The sequence below is a fragment of the Peribacillus suis genome, from assembly GCF_059384845.1.
The window spans coordinates 3,442,299-3,460,425 of sequence record NZ_CM182019.1 but is presented as its reverse complement, the minus strand read 5'-3'; the positions used below and the strand labels follow the sequence as shown (position 1 = coordinate 3,460,425).

18 protein-coding genes and 1 pseudogene are annotated in these 18,127 nt (G+C 40.2%); 11 read left to right on the top strand and 8 right to left on the bottom strand.

The features are described 5' to 3' along the window. Positions 1–35: 35 nt before the first annotated feature. A complete protein-coding gene (locus AC503W_RS16875; protein WP_494915127.1) occupies positions 36–4,373 on the top strand; it encodes an endonuclease in 4,338 nt (1,445 codons plus the stop codon). A 97-nt stretch (positions 4,374–4,470) separates the two neighbouring features. On the opposite strand, the gene AC503W_RS16870 is transcribed toward AC503W_RS16875, so the two are convergent. Beyond that, positions 4,471–5,268: a peptidoglycan-binding protein gene (locus AC503W_RS16870; protein ID WP_494915126.1), complete on the bottom strand. Its 798-nt coding sequence runs from the start codon at positions 5,266–5,268 to the stop codon at positions 4,471–4,473. A 584-nt stretch (positions 5,269–5,852) separates the two neighbouring features. Between AC503W_RS16870 and AC503W_RS16865 the strand changes: the two are divergent. Continuing rightward, positions 5,853–5,978, top strand: a pseudogene (locus AC503W_RS16865) (hypothetical protein); the annotation flags it as partial. 2 nt (positions 5,979–5,980) lie between these two features. On the opposite strand, the gene AC503W_RS16860 reads toward AC503W_RS16865, so the two are convergent. From AC503W_RS16860 to AC503W_RS16835, 6 genes are all read right to left on the bottom strand, one after another. Continuing rightward, positions 5,981–6,676, bottom strand: a complete 696-nt coding sequence (locus AC503W_RS16860) for an ABC transporter ATP-binding protein (protein ID WP_402874135.1) — start codon at positions 6,674–6,676, stop codon at positions 5,981–5,983. Then, positions 6,673–7,485: an ABC transporter permease gene (locus AC503W_RS16855; RefSeq protein ID WP_494915124.1), complete on the bottom strand. Its 813-nt coding sequence runs from the start codon at positions 7,483–7,485 to the stop codon at positions 6,673–6,675. The genes AC503W_RS16860 and AC503W_RS16855 overlap by 4 nt, the downstream gene beginning before the upstream one ends. Before the next feature lie 149 nt (positions 7,486–7,634). After that, positions 7,635–8,165, bottom strand: a complete 531-nt coding sequence (locus AC503W_RS16850) for a nitrous oxide reductase accessory protein NosL (protein WP_494915122.1) — start codon at positions 8,163–8,165, stop codon at positions 7,635–7,637. Beyond that, on the bottom strand, positions 8,162–9,427 hold the full coding sequence (locus tag AC503W_RS16845; RefSeq protein WP_494917394.1) for a right-handed parallel beta-helix repeat-containing protein: 1,266 nt from the start codon (positions 9,425–9,427) through the stop codon (positions 8,162–8,164). Before AC503W_RS16845 ends, AC503W_RS16850 begins: the two co-directional genes overlap by 4 nt. Before the next feature lie 553 nt (positions 9,428–9,980). Further along, positions 9,981–10,568 (bottom strand): GNAT family N-acetyltransferase, encoded by a 588-nt coding sequence (locus tag AC503W_RS16840; RefSeq protein ID WP_494915120.1) that lies wholly within the window; start codon positions 10,566–10,568, stop codon positions 9,981–9,983. A 129-nt stretch (positions 10,569–10,697) separates the two neighbouring features. Further along, the gene (locus AC503W_RS16835; RefSeq protein WP_494917392.1) at positions 10,698–11,345 is read right to left on the bottom strand and encodes a glycosyltransferase; all 648 of its coding nucleotides are present in this window, start codon (positions 11,343–11,345) and stop codon (positions 10,698–10,700) included. 158 nt (positions 11,346–11,503) lie between these two features. Between AC503W_RS16835 and AC503W_RS16830 the strand changes: the two genes are divergently transcribed. The 4 genes from AC503W_RS16830 to AC503W_RS16815 are packed head-to-tail and all read left to right on the top strand — an operon-like array spanning position 11,504 to position 13,302. Further along, complete coding sequence (locus AC503W_RS16830; RefSeq protein ID WP_494915118.1) at positions 11,504–12,016, top strand: DUF1572 family protein; 513 nt, start codon at positions 11,504–11,506, stop codon at positions 12,014–12,016. Next, complete coding sequence (locus tag AC503W_RS16825) at positions 12,016–12,420, top strand: PH domain-containing protein (protein WP_494915116.1); 405 nt, start codon at positions 12,016–12,018, stop codon at positions 12,418–12,420. Before AC503W_RS16830 ends, AC503W_RS16825 begins: the two co-directional genes overlap by 1 nt. Before the next feature lie 38 nt (positions 12,421–12,458). Further along, positions 12,459–12,794, top strand: a complete 336-nt coding sequence (locus AC503W_RS16820) for a VOC family protein (RefSeq protein ID WP_402874153.1) — start codon at positions 12,459–12,461, stop codon at positions 12,792–12,794. A 46-nt stretch (positions 12,795–12,840) separates the two neighbouring features. Beyond that, positions 12,841–13,302 carry a VOC family protein gene (locus tag AC503W_RS16815; protein ID WP_494915114.1) on the top strand — a complete coding sequence of 154 codons (462 nt, stop codon included), beginning with the start codon at positions 12,841–12,843 and terminating at the stop codon, positions 13,300–13,302. Between the two features lie 240 nt (positions 13,303–13,542). On the opposite strand, the gene AC503W_RS16810 is transcribed toward AC503W_RS16815, so the two are convergent. Further along, complete coding sequence (locus tag AC503W_RS16810; protein WP_494915113.1) at positions 13,543–14,031, bottom strand: hypothetical protein; 489 nt, start codon at positions 14,029–14,031, stop codon at positions 13,543–13,545. Between the two features lie 135 nt (positions 14,032–14,166). Here AC503W_RS16810 and AC503W_RS16805 point away from each other — a divergent pair, with 135 nt between their 5' ends. From AC503W_RS16805 to AC503W_RS16785, 5 genes are all read left to right on the top strand, one after another. Continuing rightward, positions 14,167–15,099, top strand: a complete 933-nt coding sequence (locus AC503W_RS16805; protein ID WP_403080459.1) for an ABC transporter ATP-binding protein — start codon at positions 14,167–14,169, stop codon at positions 15,097–15,099. Further along, positions 15,096–16,052 (top strand): ABC transporter permease, encoded by a 957-nt coding sequence (locus AC503W_RS16800; protein ID WP_402874165.1) that lies wholly within the window; start codon positions 15,096–15,098, stop codon positions 16,050–16,052. Before AC503W_RS16805 ends, AC503W_RS16800 begins: the two co-directional genes overlap by 4 nt. Before the next feature lie 203 nt (positions 16,053–16,255). Then, positions 16,256–16,576, top strand: coding sequence for an antibiotic biosynthesis monooxygenase family protein (locus AC503W_RS16795; protein ID WP_402874169.1), 321 nt, complete (start codon positions 16,256–16,258; stop codon positions 16,574–16,576). 107 nt (positions 16,577–16,683) lie between these two features. After that, entirely contained in the window at positions 16,684–16,848 is a 165-nt protein-coding gene (locus AC503W_RS16790; RefSeq protein ID WP_427687619.1) for a hypothetical protein, read from the top strand. A gap of 305 nt (positions 16,849–17,153) precedes the next feature. Beyond that, on the top strand, positions 17,154–17,984 hold the full coding sequence (locus AC503W_RS16785) for an STAS domain-containing protein (protein WP_494915111.1): 831 nt from the start codon (positions 17,154–17,156) through the stop codon (positions 17,982–17,984). Positions 17,985–18,127 lie beyond the last annotated feature (143 nt).

Here is an 18,127-nt window from a genome sequence, read left to right as displayed (position 1 = left end):
CCAAGGTTTAATAAAAAACTGGAGGGGTTGAGTACTTGAAGAAGAATGGGATAAGTAAGATTTTCTTTGCCATATTATTAGTTCTATCAACGATTTTGCCATATGCAGCGGTCGCAAAAGCGGAAGAGTTCCTATCTGTAGCAGAAGCCATCGCGAATAACAGTGGGAAAGGTAAAACGGTGAAAGGATATATCGTTGGAACAGCTTCTAGTGGTACAAGCTATGTCCAAAAAGCACCGTTTACCGTAAATACCAATATAGGAATCGCGGATAGTCCGGATGAAACCGACAGTAAAAAAATCATACCGGTTCAGCTACCTAGCGGGAACATTCGGTCATCCCTGAATTTAGTGGATCACCCGGAGCTACTCAAGAAACAGGTGACGATTACCGGGTCACTGGAAGCCTATTTCAGTGTTCCTGGTTTGAAATCTCCAACCGCTTACACACTCATTAGCGATGGTGGCAACCCGCCAGAGCAACCTGATGTGAAGATTTTGGATTCGCTTGCAGAAGCACGCACGAATACGGAAGATGTGGTGCAGATTGAAGGAATCGTTACGACGGGAGTTGGCTATTGGGGAGGAAAAGGCTTTTACATCCAAGACCAAACCGCTGGACTTTATGTGTATGGAACTTCATGGACAACGGATGTGAAGCAGGGAGATAAGGTTCGATTAATCGGAAAGGTCTCTGCTTATAGTAACGAATTACAAATCCAACCTACGACCCTTGAAGTGGTTTCTTCTGGGAATGCCCTTCCTGAAACACAACGAATCGATGCGGCAGGAGTCAATGATGCCACACAAGGAGAGCTGGTCAAGATCGAAAAGGCGACCATCACTGAATTGGCTGCTTCTGGCACATACGGAACATTCGAATTTAAAGCAAAAGATGAGAAAGGTCAATCCGTACTCGTTCGCCATGATAACCGGAATGGTTCGAGTTATGAGGATTTCCTGAAGAGCTTTAAAGAAGGAGACCTCATTTCCGTCACTGGAATCGCTTCACAATTCAATGATGCGTATCAGCTTAAGCCAAGAGGGCTTGAAGACTATGAATTGGTGAACAAACCAGCTGTGTATACGGATATTTATCCTGGTACGGTCAGTGAAAATACAAAAATATCCCTTGAATCTGGCTGGGAAGGGGCGAAGATTCATTATACGTTAGATGGTTCTATTCCGACATCTTCAAGCACGTTATATACAGGACCGATAACGTTAACGAAAGATACAGACATCAAGGCAATCGCCGTGAACGACAAAACATCTGAAGTATTCACATTTTCCTATATCGTCACGAAAACGAATGACTTGAAGATTCGTGACATCCAAGGAATGAATCATTTTTCACCGTATGAAAATCAGCTCGTCTCAAATGTCGAAGGTGTCGTCACGTATGTAAAGGATGCCAATAACTTTTACATGCAAGACCCTAATCCGGACGATGATTTGACGACGTCAGAAGGAATCCTTGTCTACAACAAAGCGCATGGGTTGAAAGCGGGAGATTCCATCTCGGTGGATGGTAAAATCGTGGAATGGTATGTCGAAGGCTATGCTGAAATGAAAACGACGGATCTGCCAACGACTGAATTGACCAATACGACTATTAAAAAGACGGGTACTCAAGCCCTTCCGAAACCAATCGTTATAGGCAAAGATGTCATCCCACCTTCTGAAAATATCGATGATGATCAACTGACTGATTTCGAACCGACAGAAGACGGAATTGATTTTTATGAGAGTTTAGAAGGAATGCTTGTAGAAGTCTATCAACCGAAAGTGGTAGCTCCCCAAGATTATGGTGAACTGGTTGTGATTCCGGGAGATATGAAAACAAACACGGCAGTGGGCGGAGTCAAAGTAACGGAAGAAGACTACAACCCAGAAAGAATCACCCTGGATATGGATGATGAAAAATTCGTCGCAAAAACAGGAGATTTCTTTACTAGTAATGTTACCGGGGTAATCAGCTACGGCTATAGCAACTATAGGGTGCTGACGGATAAAAATAAGCTGCCAACATTACAGGATGGCGGAACAGCCCGGGAAGTGACGTCGTTATCAGCAGAGTCTGATAAACTATCGATCGCGTCTTATAACATCGAGAATTTCTCGACACAAACGGCTGATTCAAAGGTTACTATAATAGCAAATTCCATTGTAACTAATCTAAAAGCGCCAGATATTATCGGCGTGACAGAAATGCAGGATAATGACGGGGCAACAGATAGCGGAACGACGGATGCCAGCCAAAGTGCACAGAAAGTTATCGACAAAATCAAGGCATCAGGTGGACCAACCTATCAATATATTGATATTGCTCCAGAAGATAAAGCGGATGGCGGGGCACCTGGTGGAAATATCCGCGTAGGCTTTTTGTATAATACAGACCGAGTGAAATTAGTTGAGGGAACAAAAGGGAAGCCGACGGAATCCGTTGCGTATAAAGGAGATAAGCTTACCTTGAATCCTGGGAGAATCGATCCTACTAATTCTGCCTTTGCTTCAAGCAGGAAGCCATTGGCTACCCAGTTTGAATTTAAAGGGGAAAGTGTAGTCGTCGTCGCCAACCATTTCAATTCCAAGGGCGGTGACCAACCTTTATTCGGGAAAAATCAGCCACCTGTCCTATCAAGTGAGGTTCAAAGGATGAAAATTGCGTCCATCGTCAATCAATTTGTCAAAGGGATCACGGAAGAAAATCCTGATGAACATATTGTATTGCTCGGCGACTTTAATGACTTTGAATTCTCAGCACCACTTAAAGAGTTAAAGGGTAAAGAATTAACCAATATGATTGAGAAAGTACCGTTTGAACAACGTTACTCTTACACATACCAAGGAAACTCCCAAGTACTCGATCATATTCTTGTATCCAACAATATGGCAGAATCCACAGAAGTGGACATCGTCCATATTAACTCCTCTTTCATGGAAACCCATGGACGGGCAAGCGATCATGACCCTGTATTGATTCAGACGGACTTAACGGCGTCAGGAGCAGTAGAACCTATCGTTCCAGCAAAGACGTATCATCTATCAAAGTTCAAAACAAAAAAACTTACGATTGCTTCACCGAGCGTTTTGATCGATCTTGATGGGGACTCTACCATCGAAGAGGGCATCTTCATCAAGAGTGACTTGGCCAAACTGCAGGGTTCCGGTTTGAAAAATACCAAAGTGAACCTTGAGCCGACCAAAGCAGGTGCAATCATTGACTTCAGTGGTGCAGAGGTAAAAGAAGTCATCATTGATAACGACTATATCAAAGAAATCAGAGGCGCCGAAAATGTCCAGAAATGGACGACCAAAAAAGGTGTCAATACGTCTGGAATCAAGTTCTTGAATGCAAAAGGGGAAGCGATTGCTTCTCCTTTCGCTTCAAAGGAGAATAAAGCCCCAGTTGTAAAGAAGAAAATAGAAAATGTAGATGTAAAAGTGGGTTCGACGGTTACTCTTAATTTACGTGAGTACTTTGAGGATCCCGATAACGATTCACTTACTTTTTCGTCTACATTCGGTTCAATTGTAGGCTCTACATTGACCCTTCCAACCGATAAAGTGGGAAATTATATTGTCGCTGTAACAGCAAAGGACAAGTCTTCAGAAGTGATTGCTAGTTTCAGCCTGAAAGTATCAGAGGATAAACCACTCGAAGCATATTACCAAAAAGCGTCCGGAAAAACGGGCAACGAATTGAAAACGACGCTCCACACCATCATTAAAAGTCAGAAAAAATTGACGTACGCACAAGTATGGGATGGCATTAAGGATGCAGATGAAGATCCCAATAATCCTAAAAACGTCATCTTGCTGTACTCTGGAAAATCCATTTCGAAAGGTTCAAATGGAGGGAATTCGGGACAGTGGAACCGTGAGCATGTTTGGGCTAAATCCCATGGGAATTTTGGGACAAGCGTAGGTCCTGGGACAGATCTTCATCACCTTCGTCCGGAAGATGTGTCGGTGAATAGTAAACGAGGGCATCTGGATTTCGACAATGGAGGCCAAGGCTATAGCGGATGTGACTGTAAGGTTGATTCGGATTCATGGGAGCCACCTGACAATGTAAAAGGCGATGTCGCCCGCATGCTGTTTTACATGGCCGTTCGCTATGAGGGTAACGGTGAGCTTGACTTGGAACTTTCCGATACGGTCAATACGTATCCAAAGCCGCTTCATGGAAAGTTATCAACGCTTTTGGAGTGGAATGAACTCGATCCAGTTGATGAATTCGAGAGCAACCGCAATGATGTCATTTATGAAAAATGGCAGCACAATCGTAATCCATTCATCGACCATCCTGAATGGGCCAACGAAATTTGGGGTTCAGCGCAAACCAAGGATTTGAAAAAAGCGAGTTAGTTTCTTGAATCTCTGACAAACTAGTAAACAATGAAAAGTAAAAAGAGCATGTGTTTGTCAGCATGCTCTTTTTGCCTTTGTTCTATTAGAAGTACTATTAATCTACTATTGTCACTTTGACTTGTTTTTTACCCCAGATTAAAGCATCCGCTTGTTTAGGGATGAATACATCGATTTTATTCCCTTTGATCGCTCCACCAGTATCGACGGCCAGTGCTTTCCCATAGCCTTCCACTTCCACTGTTGAACCTAATGGAATCACATTTGGATCGACGGCAATTACTTTTGCATCATCATATTTCTTCAAATCTACGCCCATTCTCGTAATACCCGAACACCCTTCACAGCTAGCCGTGTAAGCGGTACTTGAAACGGTCAATGTCTTTGAGCTGTTACTAACTGAATTAGCTTTCGTTTCTAGCTTACTCATGGTTTTTGCCCCGGCAATTCCGTCGGCGGTCAATCCTTTTTGTCTTTGAAATGTGGAGACGGCTTGTTTTGTACCGCTGCCGAATATACCATCAACCGTTGATGTGTATACATCCCACACCTTCAATAATTTTTGCAAATCGGCCACATGCTTACCGATGTCCCCCGTGCGAAGAACCTGTATTTTTTGATTCGTTTGTAAACCTGCTATTCCATCGGCTTTCAGGTTCGATTTTTCCTGGAATTCCTTCACGGATTCTTTTGTAATGGAACCGTAGTACCCTGTTGCCTCATGATAGGGATAGACCCCTTTTGTCAGCAATAATTCTTGTAATTCTTTTACATCACTATGGCTTGTACCTTGCGATAGCGTGCGATTTCCAAGGGCCGCTTCACCTTTAGTCGGCATCGCTAATCCTATCATGAATATCGAAACCGTGATGATCATGCATATAATGTTCTTCATGTTTGTCCTCCTTGTTGTATCTCACGTATACAATTCGTTTGGCTACCGATTCTTTCGTGCAGGGAACGGAAAAACACCGCAAAGGGACCAAAGAACTGTTAATACATGTAACGGAATCTGAGAAAACGGGGAGGTTCGATGTGATTACAAATCCCTTGTTTCATGGGATTTGGTTGTTTTTGTATAAAAAAATGTGAAAAATTGCGTGATTTCATCTTGTTCCCGGCATTTGACCGATAAAAGGCCAAGATTGACCGATAAATCGGCGAGTTTGACCGATAAAACCTGCAATTTGACCGATAAATGAATGGAATGTAAAAGGTATTGATGAAAAAGAGTCATTATCTTTTAAAATCATAAGCTAGTTTGCTAGTGAAATGATAAAAAATGTCCCAAAATCAAGGCATACAGCAAAAAGCCACCTAATTATAGTTAAGTGGCCCGCATTCTCTTATCCATTTTCATTCATGTGATTTTTGTAAAATTTATCGACTGATTCGCAAGTTGATTAATTTTAGCAAGAATATTCCTTATAAGGCATTGTGTCTCTTTTCTTGTGTAAATGTTGGAATGAGTTAGATTGTATGGGAAAAGTGATGATAGTCATGGAGCCTACCGGGCAATATTGGCTGAGCTTAGCTCACATTTTAAAAGAAAATGAGATGAAGTTTGTTGCATTTAATCCGTTACACGTAAAGAAAAGCAAGGAATCCTATTGGCGATGAAGCTTCAACAATTTCATTGTCGTCTCTTCTAATCTGTTCTCATTCTTGATTATCTGAATGATTTCCCCCTGTTTCATAAATAGAATAATGTCTCCCGTCTCGGCTGCTACATCCATCATATGGGTAGAAAAAACGATGATTGTACCATTTTTTTTAATCTGATTAAGAATTTCAACGAACTGATTAACCCAGTAGGGATCCAATCCATTAGTGGGCTCATCCAGTAGCAAAACATTCGGTTTGGCTAAAATGGATTGCCCGAACAATAATCGTTGCCGCATGCCCTTAGACAAACTTTTTACTAGTTCACGTTTCTTATCAACAAGACCTATCAACTCGATTACTTCATTAATCCTTTCGCTTTTCACTTTCCGTAAAGATCCATAAAAACTAAGGAACTCTTCAACTGTCATCATTTCCTGGGCTTGGAAGTCATCAGGCATGAAACCGATTTCTTTTAAATAGTTCTCGCGATCATATTTAATGACTTTTCCGTTAATAGAAGTTGTACCACTAGATGGATATAGAAGACCCGCAATTATTTGTAATAATGTACTTTTGCCAGCACCATTTCCACCGCATAATACGATACAAGTTCCCTCTGTTACTTCAAAAGAACATGGATATAATGCCGTCTTTTTCTTATAAACCTTCGAGACACCGTCCACTTTTAATCCTGTCATCGCCTTTTCCTCCATTCCAGCATGAGCATTGAAAATAATAACGTCAGTGACAAAAACCCAATGACATATAATATGTAGATAATGATTCCGAAAGGAGAGTCTAAGAAAGTCATAAGTGAATCATAAGCTTGACCAAAAACTGCCCCTGCATCAAGTGACATGACAAATGACACCCGAATGATTTCAGCGGGATTGGCAAATAAGAAAAACTTCATCATGGGGGCGATCCATGGATAAGGGAGCAAACCCAAGATAGCAATCAATGCAGTCGGCCAAATCATGATTAGAAAAAACCAGATAATGACGGAAAGGGATAATGCCTGCCACCTTGTCGATACGATACACCCTATGGTTATCCCAAGGATGAGAAAGAAAAAAATTAAAGTAATAGAGAAAAAGTAAATGGATAAAAGCCAGTCGCTGGAAAAAATGCTCCCACTCACTATCCCTATGGCCAAGCTAATTCCATAACTGAACGTGAATACAATCACTTGAGCGGTGAATTGACCACCTATTTTGCCCACTATGTACGACAAAGTAAATAACGGATAGGTATTCAATAACCGCCATTGTCCATTTTCCATCTCATTGGCGATTGAAAAGGAACCAATGATTAACATGAAAAGGGGGATGATATATAAAGCGACGTTGATTATAGTACCGGTCGTATTGGTATAACCAGTTAAGGAAGGGGAGCTGCTTTGCAATAAAAATAAGAGAGACAATACAGCGACCCACAAGCCCAAAAAAGAATAATACGATCGCTGCCGTACGGTCATGCGCAGTTCAGAAAGCCAAATATTCCACATCTTCATTCCTCTTTTCGAACAATCTTCTACCTCAGTATCTTATATGTCTAACATGTAGTTCACCAATCATCTCAATATATAACGGTCAGATACCTAGATACCTGATAAAGAAATAGGGGCAGCCCGAAAATGGAACTGGCCCCTATTCTTTAATGAGAACCACTATCTTCTTCACCGTCTGAATGTGAATGGTCCTTCATATTATGTTTCTTCATCATTTCATGGTTTTGCTCCCACCCATGGTTAGCTAAATCGTTTGCAGACATTAGCTGACTGTCTTCATTTGCATTGGCAAACTCTTCAGCGGAAGCTTTATCTTTGAATGATAGTACATTATAGGCCATTGGTGTTTTAACGGATGGATTGTATACATAAGTTGCATCTTTTCCTAAGACCCATTCTTTATCGTTGTAATCCCGGACAAATTGAGCATCAATTTTTTTATTCTCATTAGCATGAATCCAATCATACATACAGCCTATATCATCAAAAACCATGGATTTACCGCTTTCTAAAATAATTTGGGTAGCATGTTGATCGTTAATAACCGCCATATTACATGTTTCACAAGTGTCCGTCGCTTCGTTAATTGCAACAGGTTTAACCTCATCCTTCCCACATGCTGTGATACTCATGATTATTCCTGCCAATGCAAGAAAACTAAATAGTTTTTTCTTCATCGTTTTTTCCTCCCAACTATAAATAAACTACAACTTGCTACAATCATCACTGCACTCATACACCATAAACTAAAACTAGATGATTGTTCTTTTTTTACTTCCATGGTCATGTCCATTAATGGGGCCGAGTCTATTAATAACTGTTCAAATGGACTTTTCAACATGTTTTGTAACATGATAATTCCCGGTGCTTGGAAAAACAGTTGATATTCCGGAACTTCCGCTGTTAAGGTAAGAAAATAGGGGTCGGCAGTATAGACAATATCACTCTTGCCATTCCCATCTAAATCAACCTTACTGGCAGCGTCCCAATAATTGCCGTCCACTTGATTGTTTGAGCTTTCTATTGCCTGGGCATCGTTGACGTTTCCGACGAATGTATTATTCATTGCCTTATTTCCATTCGATTTTAAAAACTGTATTCCAGTAAAATTGTCCATGATTTTATTGGATTTCAATCGATTGTTTTCAGCTTTTTCGATAAAAATGCCTACTCGATTGGATATAAACTCATTTCCGGTCACTACAGTATCAGAAGCTAAATATAGTAACAGTCCTTGAGCATTCACACTATTATTATTAGAAGAAAACTGATTATTACTAACGACTGTCCGTTTTGATTCCATTAACTCCGTGCCTGTTGTATTTAATGTAGATACATTTTCGTCAAGTATATTATCATTGGAGAACATGAGATGCATACCGTAACGGGATTTTTGGATGTTATTTCTGCGTAAGATATTCTTGTCGCTTTGCTCTAAATAAATCCCATCAGAAACATTCGTTATAGTAAGGTTTTCAAACTTATTTCGGTTAGATTTCCATAAATCGATTCCATTCCCTCGATTTATGCCAATAATCTCGCTGTCTTGGATGGTCATGTCATTTGCATGGTCCAGTATAATGCCCAAATGTTTAGTCTCAATATTAAGTCTTTCCAGAATATGATGAGAACCAGTAACATAAATAGCTGTGTCTTCTTTATCACTCCCACAATGTTCCACCATCATATTTTTTAGAGTAACACCCTTGTTGAGAATGGTAACTACCGGTTTATCCTCACAAGAGCGAAGAAGGACTTTACCTGTTCCTTCTAGGGTTACTGGCTTGGAGATTATTACTGTCTCCTCATACTCTCCCTCCTCTATTTTAATCGTGGCACCGTTTGGAGCTTCATCAATTTTAGATTGTAAAGTGCCTGTGGCTTCTGATACAGCTGGCAAGCAAAATGATAATAAGAGGAGAAACAAGATATAATACATTATTTTCACTTCTTTAGTCTCCTCGCTCTCGAATGGATTCACACTTTAGTCTAGCTAATAAATGTATAAATTTAATGAGAATACCAACCATGATCATGGTGTACAGACAACATTTCCTTGAAGTGTAAATGTTCATAACATTAGTATAGACAGAATGAAAAGATTAAATAATATGATGATCATTCTAGTGAAAGAGAAGGCAAGAGAAGGAATTCGAGGAATCTTAGAAGAATTGAAGACTTTCTTATTATAGGAGAAGGGGAAAATGGAGAAGAAGCGATTAAACGTACCGAAGAATTAATGCCTGATATGATCCAAATGGATATTTAAATACCTGTAATGGATGGACTAGAAGCGACTAAAATTCAAACCATATGTGAAAATTGTAATGATTACGGTTTTAGAGGATATCATAAATTTATTTGATGCGTTAAAAAAAGGGGAGGAGTTTATGAGAAGTATAACGAGTGGATATTGGTTATGACAGAAATGAAATTTACAAGGTATTCATCGATCATTCCTTCAACTAAAGCAGCTTGAAAGGACAAGCTGCTTAAATGTTATTTTCCATTTTGGGCTGATGAAGCGGGGAGAACTCCTCTTGTAGTATGGAGTACATGTTAAGATCTCGATGTTTTCCTTTTGCGAAGATGCTTTTTCTCAAGGTTCCTTCAAATGACATCCCTATTTTCTCCATCACCCGTGCGGATCCTGTATTCTCCACGAAACATCTTGCTTGAATTCGAACGACATTCATCCGGTTAAAGCCAAAGGCAATCACTTCATTGGCAGCTTCAGTCATGATTCCTTTTCCCCAATAATCTTGAGAAAGTACATAACCGATTTCGGCTACACGATGCCCGACCAGCCACGAGACAAAATCAATGGTTCCGATGATCTTCCCAGTCTCTTTATACTGGATTCCCCATGGAGCGACATGCTTATTCTCATATTGTGCCATGGCAAAGTCAATAAAATCTCTAGTATCAGCCAGTGTCTTATGGTTATCCCACGTGACGTATTTTGTCACTTCTTCATCAGAACCGTAAACATGAATATCTTCAGCATCTTCCCACGTTATTTTCCTCAGGATTAGTCGTTCCGTTTCTAAAGTAGGGAAATTTTCGAATGGATTCTCCATTTTATCACCTCTTGTTCTATTAGTTATTACCATTATATAGAAAAATTTAAAAAGATACAGAAAAAATAGCATTCAATGAAAGAATGCTATTTTACCATTGCTATTGCTATGAAATACTTCGTTCAAAATCTAAAACTTCTTAGGAAACTGCTTGATAATCCCTTTGGTTAAAACATCCGCCAATATAATAATATGGTCTTCTCCTTTATCAAAAGCAACAATTTCAGCCTCTGTGTCCTTTTTAAGTCGGGCACTCACTTGGTCTGTCAACAATTGCAGATGCATATATAACAGTTCCTTTAATTCTTCATTGCTCCAATTTGGATTGGCTTTGCTGAGAAAGAGGGCGATATCATCAGCGTTTTTATACCATTCCGTATTGTATTTCTTGAAGTTATTTTGGTTTCCGCTTTTTGCTGCCTCCACCACTTTTCCTGCTATAAGGATATGTTCCCTTAACAGTTGGGCCAGCTTGTTACCGGCTTCCTCCCCATAATAGGGCTTAATGGCATTCCCGATATCATCCTGGTTTTGTAATAACCTTGCTAATACTTGTTCTTGGTCATCCAGGTCTGAGATGGCACTGACAATATAGCTTTTTGTCCAGATGATATGATCAATCCAAAGTTTCCGTAAAGCACTTTGTAGTTGAACCGACGTTTCTTCCATACATTGCCTCGAAGGATTTGCTTTACCTTTGGCTTCCGTATGTAGAGGAAAGAAAACTAAGGTGAATGACATAATCAATAACGTTACCTTCATGAACAGGTTTTTAATTAAAAACATCTCCTTTATTTAAGATGAAATACTGGCTTATTATTTGATGTAGTTCCAGTTTTTACTCCTAAGCCACCTTAAACTTATCCCATTCAATCAGCGTTTAAGAGAAGGAAATCCCCCTTTGATAGAGAAATACATACAAAGGGGATGGTGAGATGTCAAACGATGTTTCTTCTGAATATATTAGGGTGTTTAAATGGCGGTTTAAGGATATGAAATATACAGCGGATAAGGCGATGGAGCAGCTTGATGAGGAGATGCTTTTTTGGTCACCGAATGAGCAATCCAATAGCATTGCCATCATCGTGAAGCATATGAGCGGGAATATGGTTTCCCGGTGGACGGACTTTTTATATACAGATGGGGAGAAAACGTCCAGGGACCGAGATGCGGAATTCGAGCCCGCCATCACCAGTCGAAAAGAGTTAATCGAGGTTTGGGAAAAGGGATGGAATGTCCTTCTTTATTCCTTGCATGCCATCAAGAAGGAACATCTGCTTCGAGACATATTCATTAGAAAAGAACCCCATACCTTGATTGAGGCCCTTGAGCGACAACTGTATCACTATTCCTACCATATCGGCCAGATTGTTTATATAGCCAAGCTGCAAAAGGGGGATGCCTGGGAGAGTTTGACCATCCCAAAACGAGTAAAAGGAGAGTCTTAATGAAATTTCACTCAAAGAAAGATTGGTGGACTTACCCCGTCTTCTTCGGGATCATCATCGCAGTCTTCATCCCGCTATTTACGGATCAAGATCTGACAAGTATATATATAGGTGTGCCGGTAGCCGGTTTGATTCTATGGATATGGTTTACGACCTATTATGTCATTGAAAGAAATAGTTTGGTCGTTCGGTCTGCATTCATTCATAAAATCATCCCGGTCTATGAAATCAAATCGATAAGAAGAACATTTAATCCACTTTCTTCGCCAGCGCTTTCACTCGATCGGTTGGAAATACTATATGGGAATGGAAAAATGGTGCTCATTTCCCCGGAAAATCGAGAAAAGTTCCTTGAAGAATTAAAGAAATTGAATCCCTCGATTGTCATTGTCCTGAAGAAATAAAGATCCTAAGAAATGAAAAAAATGTGGGAGGCGAGAAAATGAAATTAGCTTTTTTATGTCATCCAGTCAAATATTTAAAAGGTTCATCCCGTTACTATCGGGAAGTGTTGGGATTTGAAGAGGCTTGGCAGGAAGGGGAGCATACGGTTGCGTTGAAACTGCCGGGTAGCGATGTACAGTTAATGCTTGAAGATGATGAGGAAGGATACTCGGCTGGTGGCGTTTTTATCGTGGACAGTGTGGACCGGTTTTACCATGAAAACAGCACATTGGATTTTGTGAAGGAACCATGTGATATCCCACCAGGTAGGTACGCCATCTTTCAAGATCGCTCGGGAAACCCGATCCGCATCATCGATAAAACGAAGAGTTGAAGGGGGACACCCCTTTCTTATATGAAAAGAAGAGGAGGGCCAACCCATGATCAAAGGCCTATATGAAGCTCATTTACCTGTGTCAAACCTTGCTCGATCCATCGAATTCTATAAAAAGCTGGAGTTGGAATTAGCCTTTCAAAATGATATTCTAGCTTTCTTCTGGATCGAAAAGGGTCGTAGTTGGTTAGGCTTATGGGAAACGGATCAAGTGCAAACCCCTTATCACCCTTCGCTGAGGCATGTCGCCTTACATGTGGACAAGAAGGATATCGAGCATGCGAAAGAATGGCTGGGGGATAAGGGGATTCAGATAAAAACGGCTTTCGACTTTCCACCCGATAGGCAACCCCTTGTTTTACCGAATAACCCCCATGCCCACGCAGCCATATACTTTCAAGATCCCGATGGTAACTCCCTCGAATTGATCACCCCTTTACGATTGGATGTCGAAGAGGATTTTCCTATGATGTCCTTGGAGGAATGGAGTAAAGGAGGTAGGGTGTAATAAATGAGAGGTAGATGAAAATCGAATACATATAGATGTTGGGGAATGTTTCTATTCAATAAATTTTTTTCTAACCTGTAATCTTAAACTACAATTCGATTCACAAAGTATGCTAGTTTTTACGATTAAATACGAAAGATCCTTATTCCACCTAAAAAGATAAAAGAGCCATACTTATTCAATAGATCTAATAAGTATGGCTCTTTATTTAGTTTTTAAAGGAGTCCTTCATTAACATTTCTATTTTTTAAATGGAAGTCGCGGATTTTCGTCTTGGTAGATGGAATACGTCCACCCTTCGTTTACCATTTTTGAACATTGAGCATCATTACAAAAGAATAGATAGGTCTGATTGTCTGTACGAACACTCACCTCCATATTGTAAGGAAATGCTCCACCTTTATATTTATCAATATCTCTCTCGATAGCAATGATTTTCTCTTTTTTTGCTAGGTCCTTATAATCCTCACTCTCAACGGTTTTTTGAACCATCTCACTCATAATGATTGCTTCTTCTGGAGTAGGCTCATATCCACGTTCAAACAGGACCCATTTACCAACAATATATAAATTTACTCCTAGGCTGACTATCAATAAAATTAGCATCATCTTTTTTTTCACTATACTCCCACGCTTTTCAATTTTTTCATTAACCTGTCCCGTTAAAGTCTGCACAACCCTATTTATTTTAACATAAATACCCAATGATTGGATAAAAAAAGGAATCACCTCGACCTCTCTTTCCCTTGAACTTGGCCTTTTAAAATAAAGGCGCAATTACAAACCAGATGGAAAATAAGTGGATATTATGATACGTTTATACTGGTGACTTATAGGTCAAATTCAAAAAAAGGTAGGTATACTATGTCGGAAACAGTTCTTAAGGTTCAATCCTTGAAGAAAAAAATTGGGAAAAACGTCATCGTCGATGATGTGAGCTTTGAAATCAAAAGCAATGAAATATTCGGTTTGCTTGGTCCGAATGGAGCGGGGAAAACGACGATTATCCGGATGATCACGGGTCTTATTAATCGCACGGGCGGCAGTGTCATGATCAAGGGGCATGATCTTGATAAGGATTTTGAAGGGGCGATGAACCAACTAGGGGCCATTGTCGAAAATCCAGAGTTCTATAAATATATGACGGGCAGAAAGAACATCATGCATTATGCCCACATGTCACATAATAAGATTTCCCCTGAGCGAATCGAAGAAGTGATCAAGATCGTAAAATTGGAAGAGGCCATCGATAAAAAGGTGAAAACCTATTCATTGGGCATGCGTCAAAGACTTGGTGTAGCACAGGCCATCTTACATAAACCATCTTTATTGATTTTTGATGAACCGACCAATGGCTTGGATCCACAAGGAATACGTGAATTCCGTGATCACTTGAAGTTGCTGGCAAGTGAGGGAGTGGGCGTGTTGATTTCTTCGCATCTCCTTTCAGAAATGCAGTTAATGTGTGATACCTTTGCCATTATCGAAAAGGGTAAATTGATACATACGGAAGAAAAGAGAACAGAAGAAAAACAAGAGGACATTCATGAAGTGGCCTTTACGGTTAACGATGGGGAGCGGGCAAAAACGATTCTGCTAGAAGAGTTTCCTAGTCTTCCAGTGATCAAGCATAGTGCGGAATCCATTTCCGTATCAGCGACACGTGGACAGACGGCCCGTATAAATAGTAGTTTCATAAAGAATCAAATCGATGTCTATGAAATCGTGGTTACTAGAAAATCGCTAGAAGATAAGTTCTTTGAAATAACACAGCAGGGAATGAGGGAAACGGTATGATGTCCTTGATACGCAATGAATGGATGAAGATTTTTCAAAAAAAATCGAGCTATGTGTTTATTGGTTTCCTTCTATTAATGGTAATCGGCTCGGCGTTTATAGAAAGTAAACTGAACCCAGTCGATAAAGATGCAGACTGGAAGCAAGATGTGCGCGCAGATATAAAAGAGCAAGAAAAACAAATGAAAAGTCCGGAATTTGATGATGAAGACAAGGAATTCTTCAAGGAACAAATGGAAGTTAACGAACAACTTCTCAAGGAAAACATAAACCCAGACCTTCAAACGAACTGGACGTATATGGCGGAATGGACGACATCCATCACTTCATTCATTACTTTATTTGTCGTGATCGTTTGTAGTTCCCTGGTGTCCTCCGAGTTTTCGGATGGAACGATTAAGCAGTTGTTGATCAGGCCTTATAAACGTTGGAAGATCCTACTTTCCAAATACATTACTTCCCTATTATTTGCGGCACTATTACTTGTGATTTTACTCGCATTCAGCTATCTAATTGGTCTTTTATTCTTTGGAAGTGGTTCTTATACAGATAAAATCATGGATCCGACTTCTTTTGGATTCGCTCCTGTTTTAGTTGGCGAATATGTTGTGAATATGATGGTCTATTGGATTCCGGGATTCTTGGTGATCACAGCCATCGCCTTCATGTTAAGCACATTATTTAAAAGCCAAGCCCTTGCAGTGGGGATTGCTATCTTCATTTTATTTGCTTCTTCTACGTTGACTGCAATCATTCAGTCGTTCATAGAAAAAAATGAGTGGTTAAAGTTTGTCCTGTTCCCGCATCTCGATTTAAGAGGATATATCTCTGAGACGGTGAACATGTTCGATGGGGCATCCCTTGGATTCTCTATAGGTGTGCTCGCCGTCTATTATTTCCTATTTTTAGCGCTAACCTTTTTCTTCTTTCAAAAAAAGGATATTACGAATTGATGGTACAGTACGTAGGAAAAATCGGAATCCCGCTGGGGTTTCGATTTTTTTGTGCACTCACTTTGATTGTAACGGGTGGTGATTTCCTCATAGGGATTCAATCCATTAAAAAAATATGAGCATCTTGATGGAACTATTGATTGACAGTGAGAATCATTATTGATTAAACTGGTTAATAGATAACAGAGAGAAGGCGATACATGATGTTCGTGCAAATGAAAAAAACAGTAGTAACAGAAGGCCATGCTGATCAAATCGTGCAAAAGTTCAGTAGAGAAGGTTTGATTGAAAAGCAGGAAGGGTTCGTCGATCTAAGTGTATTGGTCAAAAAAGTGCGACGGGGCGATGAGGAAGTAATCATCATGATTCGCTGGGAATCAGAGGAATACTGGAAGCAGTGGGAGAAGAGCGACGCACACATTGCTGGACATAAAGCCAATCTTGGCAAGCCAAAGCCTGATTATATCGTCAGCTCAGAAGGCGGATTATATGAAGTGAAAGCAGTGAAATCGACAGGAAAGTAAGATATGAGTCAGCCAGCATGTTTATGATGGCGGCTTTTTTATATACGGGGCTACTCATGCATACTCCTTCCATGATAAGACACCCTATATCATGGAGGTGATATCATATGGATCAATCAAATTTGAAAAAAGATGAAAAGCAAAAGCGTGAAGATAATTTAGTCGGCGGGGAAGATTTTACGATGCAACAGCTTTTGAACGGGATGAATGGCATCTCGGAAATCTATCGTGATGACAATAATGAGGAAGACGAAAAAGAAACGACCGAATAAATAGGGATGTGCATGTAAGCATAGCTGAAAAGTTATGCTTATTTTTTGTTTATGGTTGAATAAACGGGGGCCGTGGTCGAATTAACGCAAAACGTGGTCGAATAAAGGGATTCCGTGGTCGAATTGATCACAAAAGGGGAGGAGGCATTAAAAATGAGGTCGAAATATCACCCGTGTAGGACAAGTTCACTACAGCCATTCGACTTTTTCTTTGTCCGATAGCCACTTTTTATTAGTATTTAGCAGGAAAAACCTCCTGTCACAGAGAAATCTAGGAGTACAGATGTGACGAAAAAGGAGTGGGTATGTTGAGTTTTCCCATTAACGAAGAAGACAAAATCATGGAGTTCCTCCTAGATAAAAAGGAAGATTTCGAGTACCGAATTTTGGAAGAGGCAGTCAATGTTAGAGAGAAAATCGAGGAGATCCTGCTGATTGGGAATGTGGACCTTCTTAATAATGCGCATAAGCTGGTTCGATACATTGTGGAACAGAATGAAGAAGCCATCATCGCTTTTGCTGAACAGGAAGGAGAAGCGTGGGCTACGCATTCCTTGACACTTTCATTCAAGTTGGAATGGGTTCAGGCCATTCGCAGAACGCTATGGAATTTCCTTTATGAATATGAACAATTACAAGATACCTTCAATAACGTGGAAGTGTTTTTCGATTTAGAGAAGAAAGTGAATGAACAGGTCGACCAATTTCTTAAAGCTTTCTTCATTCGATATTCGGATTATAAAGATCGTTTGATCCTATCGCAACAGCACTTGGTGGAGAACTTATCCGTCCCCATCATTCCGATTACACCAAGCATTTGCATCTTGCCCTTGATTGGGGATATGGAAGAATCACGCATGTATATCATCGAGGAAAAAGTATTGATCGAGATAGGCAAACTGGGGATAGAAGTTCTGATTTTGGATTTATCGGGAATTATCGATATGGAAATTTCCGTCCTAAGAAAGTTAATGAACATTCTGGATGGGACGGCGATGATGGGATGTAAAGCGGTCATCACTGGCCTACGTCCTGAAATCGTCACGAAAATGGTACGAGCTGGTGTATGTTTTGGGAATAAAGCGGAAACAAAAGGAACGTTACAACAGGCCTTGCAGGATTATTTAATCATATAAGTCAAGACGAAGGAATCTCTCCATATCGGTTATATTTTGATCGGGATTACGGAGAAAAAACAAGTTCTACATGGTGGAAATGCCGTTATCGATGGAGTCCAACGAGAGGCAGGAAATCAGAGGCTGCCCAAGATCAAGCTTAG

Bases quoted from the DNA above. Each gene is read 5' to 3' on its own strand.
- AC503W_RS16805 (WP_403080459.1), top strand. From the start codon at position 14,167: ATGTCGGAAACAGTTCTTAAGGTTCAATCCTTGAAGAAAAAAATTGGG.
- AC503W_RS16800 (WP_402874165.1), top strand. From the start codon at position 15,096: ATGATGTCCTTGATACGCAATGAATGGATGAAGATTTTTCAAAAAAAA.
- AC503W_RS16795 (WP_402874169.1), top strand. From the start codon at position 16,256: ATGTTCGTGCAAATGAAAAAAACAGTAGTAACAGAAGGCCATGCTGAT.
- AC503W_RS16830 (WP_494915118.1), top strand. From the start codon at position 11,504: ATGTCAAACGATGTTTCTTCTGAATATATTAGGGTGTTTAAATGGCGG.
- AC503W_RS16845 (WP_494917394.1), bottom strand. From the start codon at position 9,427: ATGTATTATATCTTGTTTCTCCTCTTATTATCATTTTGCTTGCCAGCT.
- AC503W_RS16860 (WP_402874135.1), bottom strand. From the start codon at position 6,676: ATGACAGGATTAAAAGTGGACGGTGTCTCGAAGGTTTATAAGAAAAAG.
- AC503W_RS16825 (WP_494915116.1), top strand. From the start codon at position 12,016: ATGAAATTTCACTCAAAGAAAGATTGGTGGACTTACCCCGTCTTCTTC.
- AC503W_RS16840 (WP_494915120.1), bottom strand. From the start codon at position 10,568: ATGGAGAATCCATTCGAAAATTTCCCTACTTTAGAAACGGAACGACTA.
- AC503W_RS16820 (WP_402874153.1), top strand. From the start codon at position 12,459: ATGAAATTAGCTTTTTTATGTCATCCAGTCAAATATTTAAAAGGTTCA.
- AC503W_RS16785 (WP_494915111.1), top strand. From the start codon at position 17,154: ATGTTGAGTTTTCCCATTAACGAAGAAGACAAAATCATGGAGTTCCTC.
- AC503W_RS16855 (WP_494915124.1), bottom strand. From the start codon at position 7,485: ATGTGGAATATTTGGCTTTCTGAACTGCGCATGACCGTACGGCAGCGA.
- AC503W_RS16815 (WP_494915114.1), top strand. From the start codon at position 12,841: ATGATCAAAGGCCTATATGAAGCTCATTTACCTGTGTCAAACCTTGCT.
- AC503W_RS16850 (WP_494915122.1), bottom strand. From the start codon at position 8,165: ATGAAGAAAAAACTATTTAGTTTTCTTGCATTGGCAGGAATAATCATG.
- AC503W_RS16790 (WP_427687619.1), top strand. From the start codon at position 16,684: ATGGATCAATCAAATTTGAAAAAAGATGAAAAGCAAAAGCGTGAAGAT.
- AC503W_RS16870 (WP_494915126.1), bottom strand. From the start codon at position 5,268: ATGAAGAACATTATATGCATGATCATCACGGTTTCGATATTCATGATA.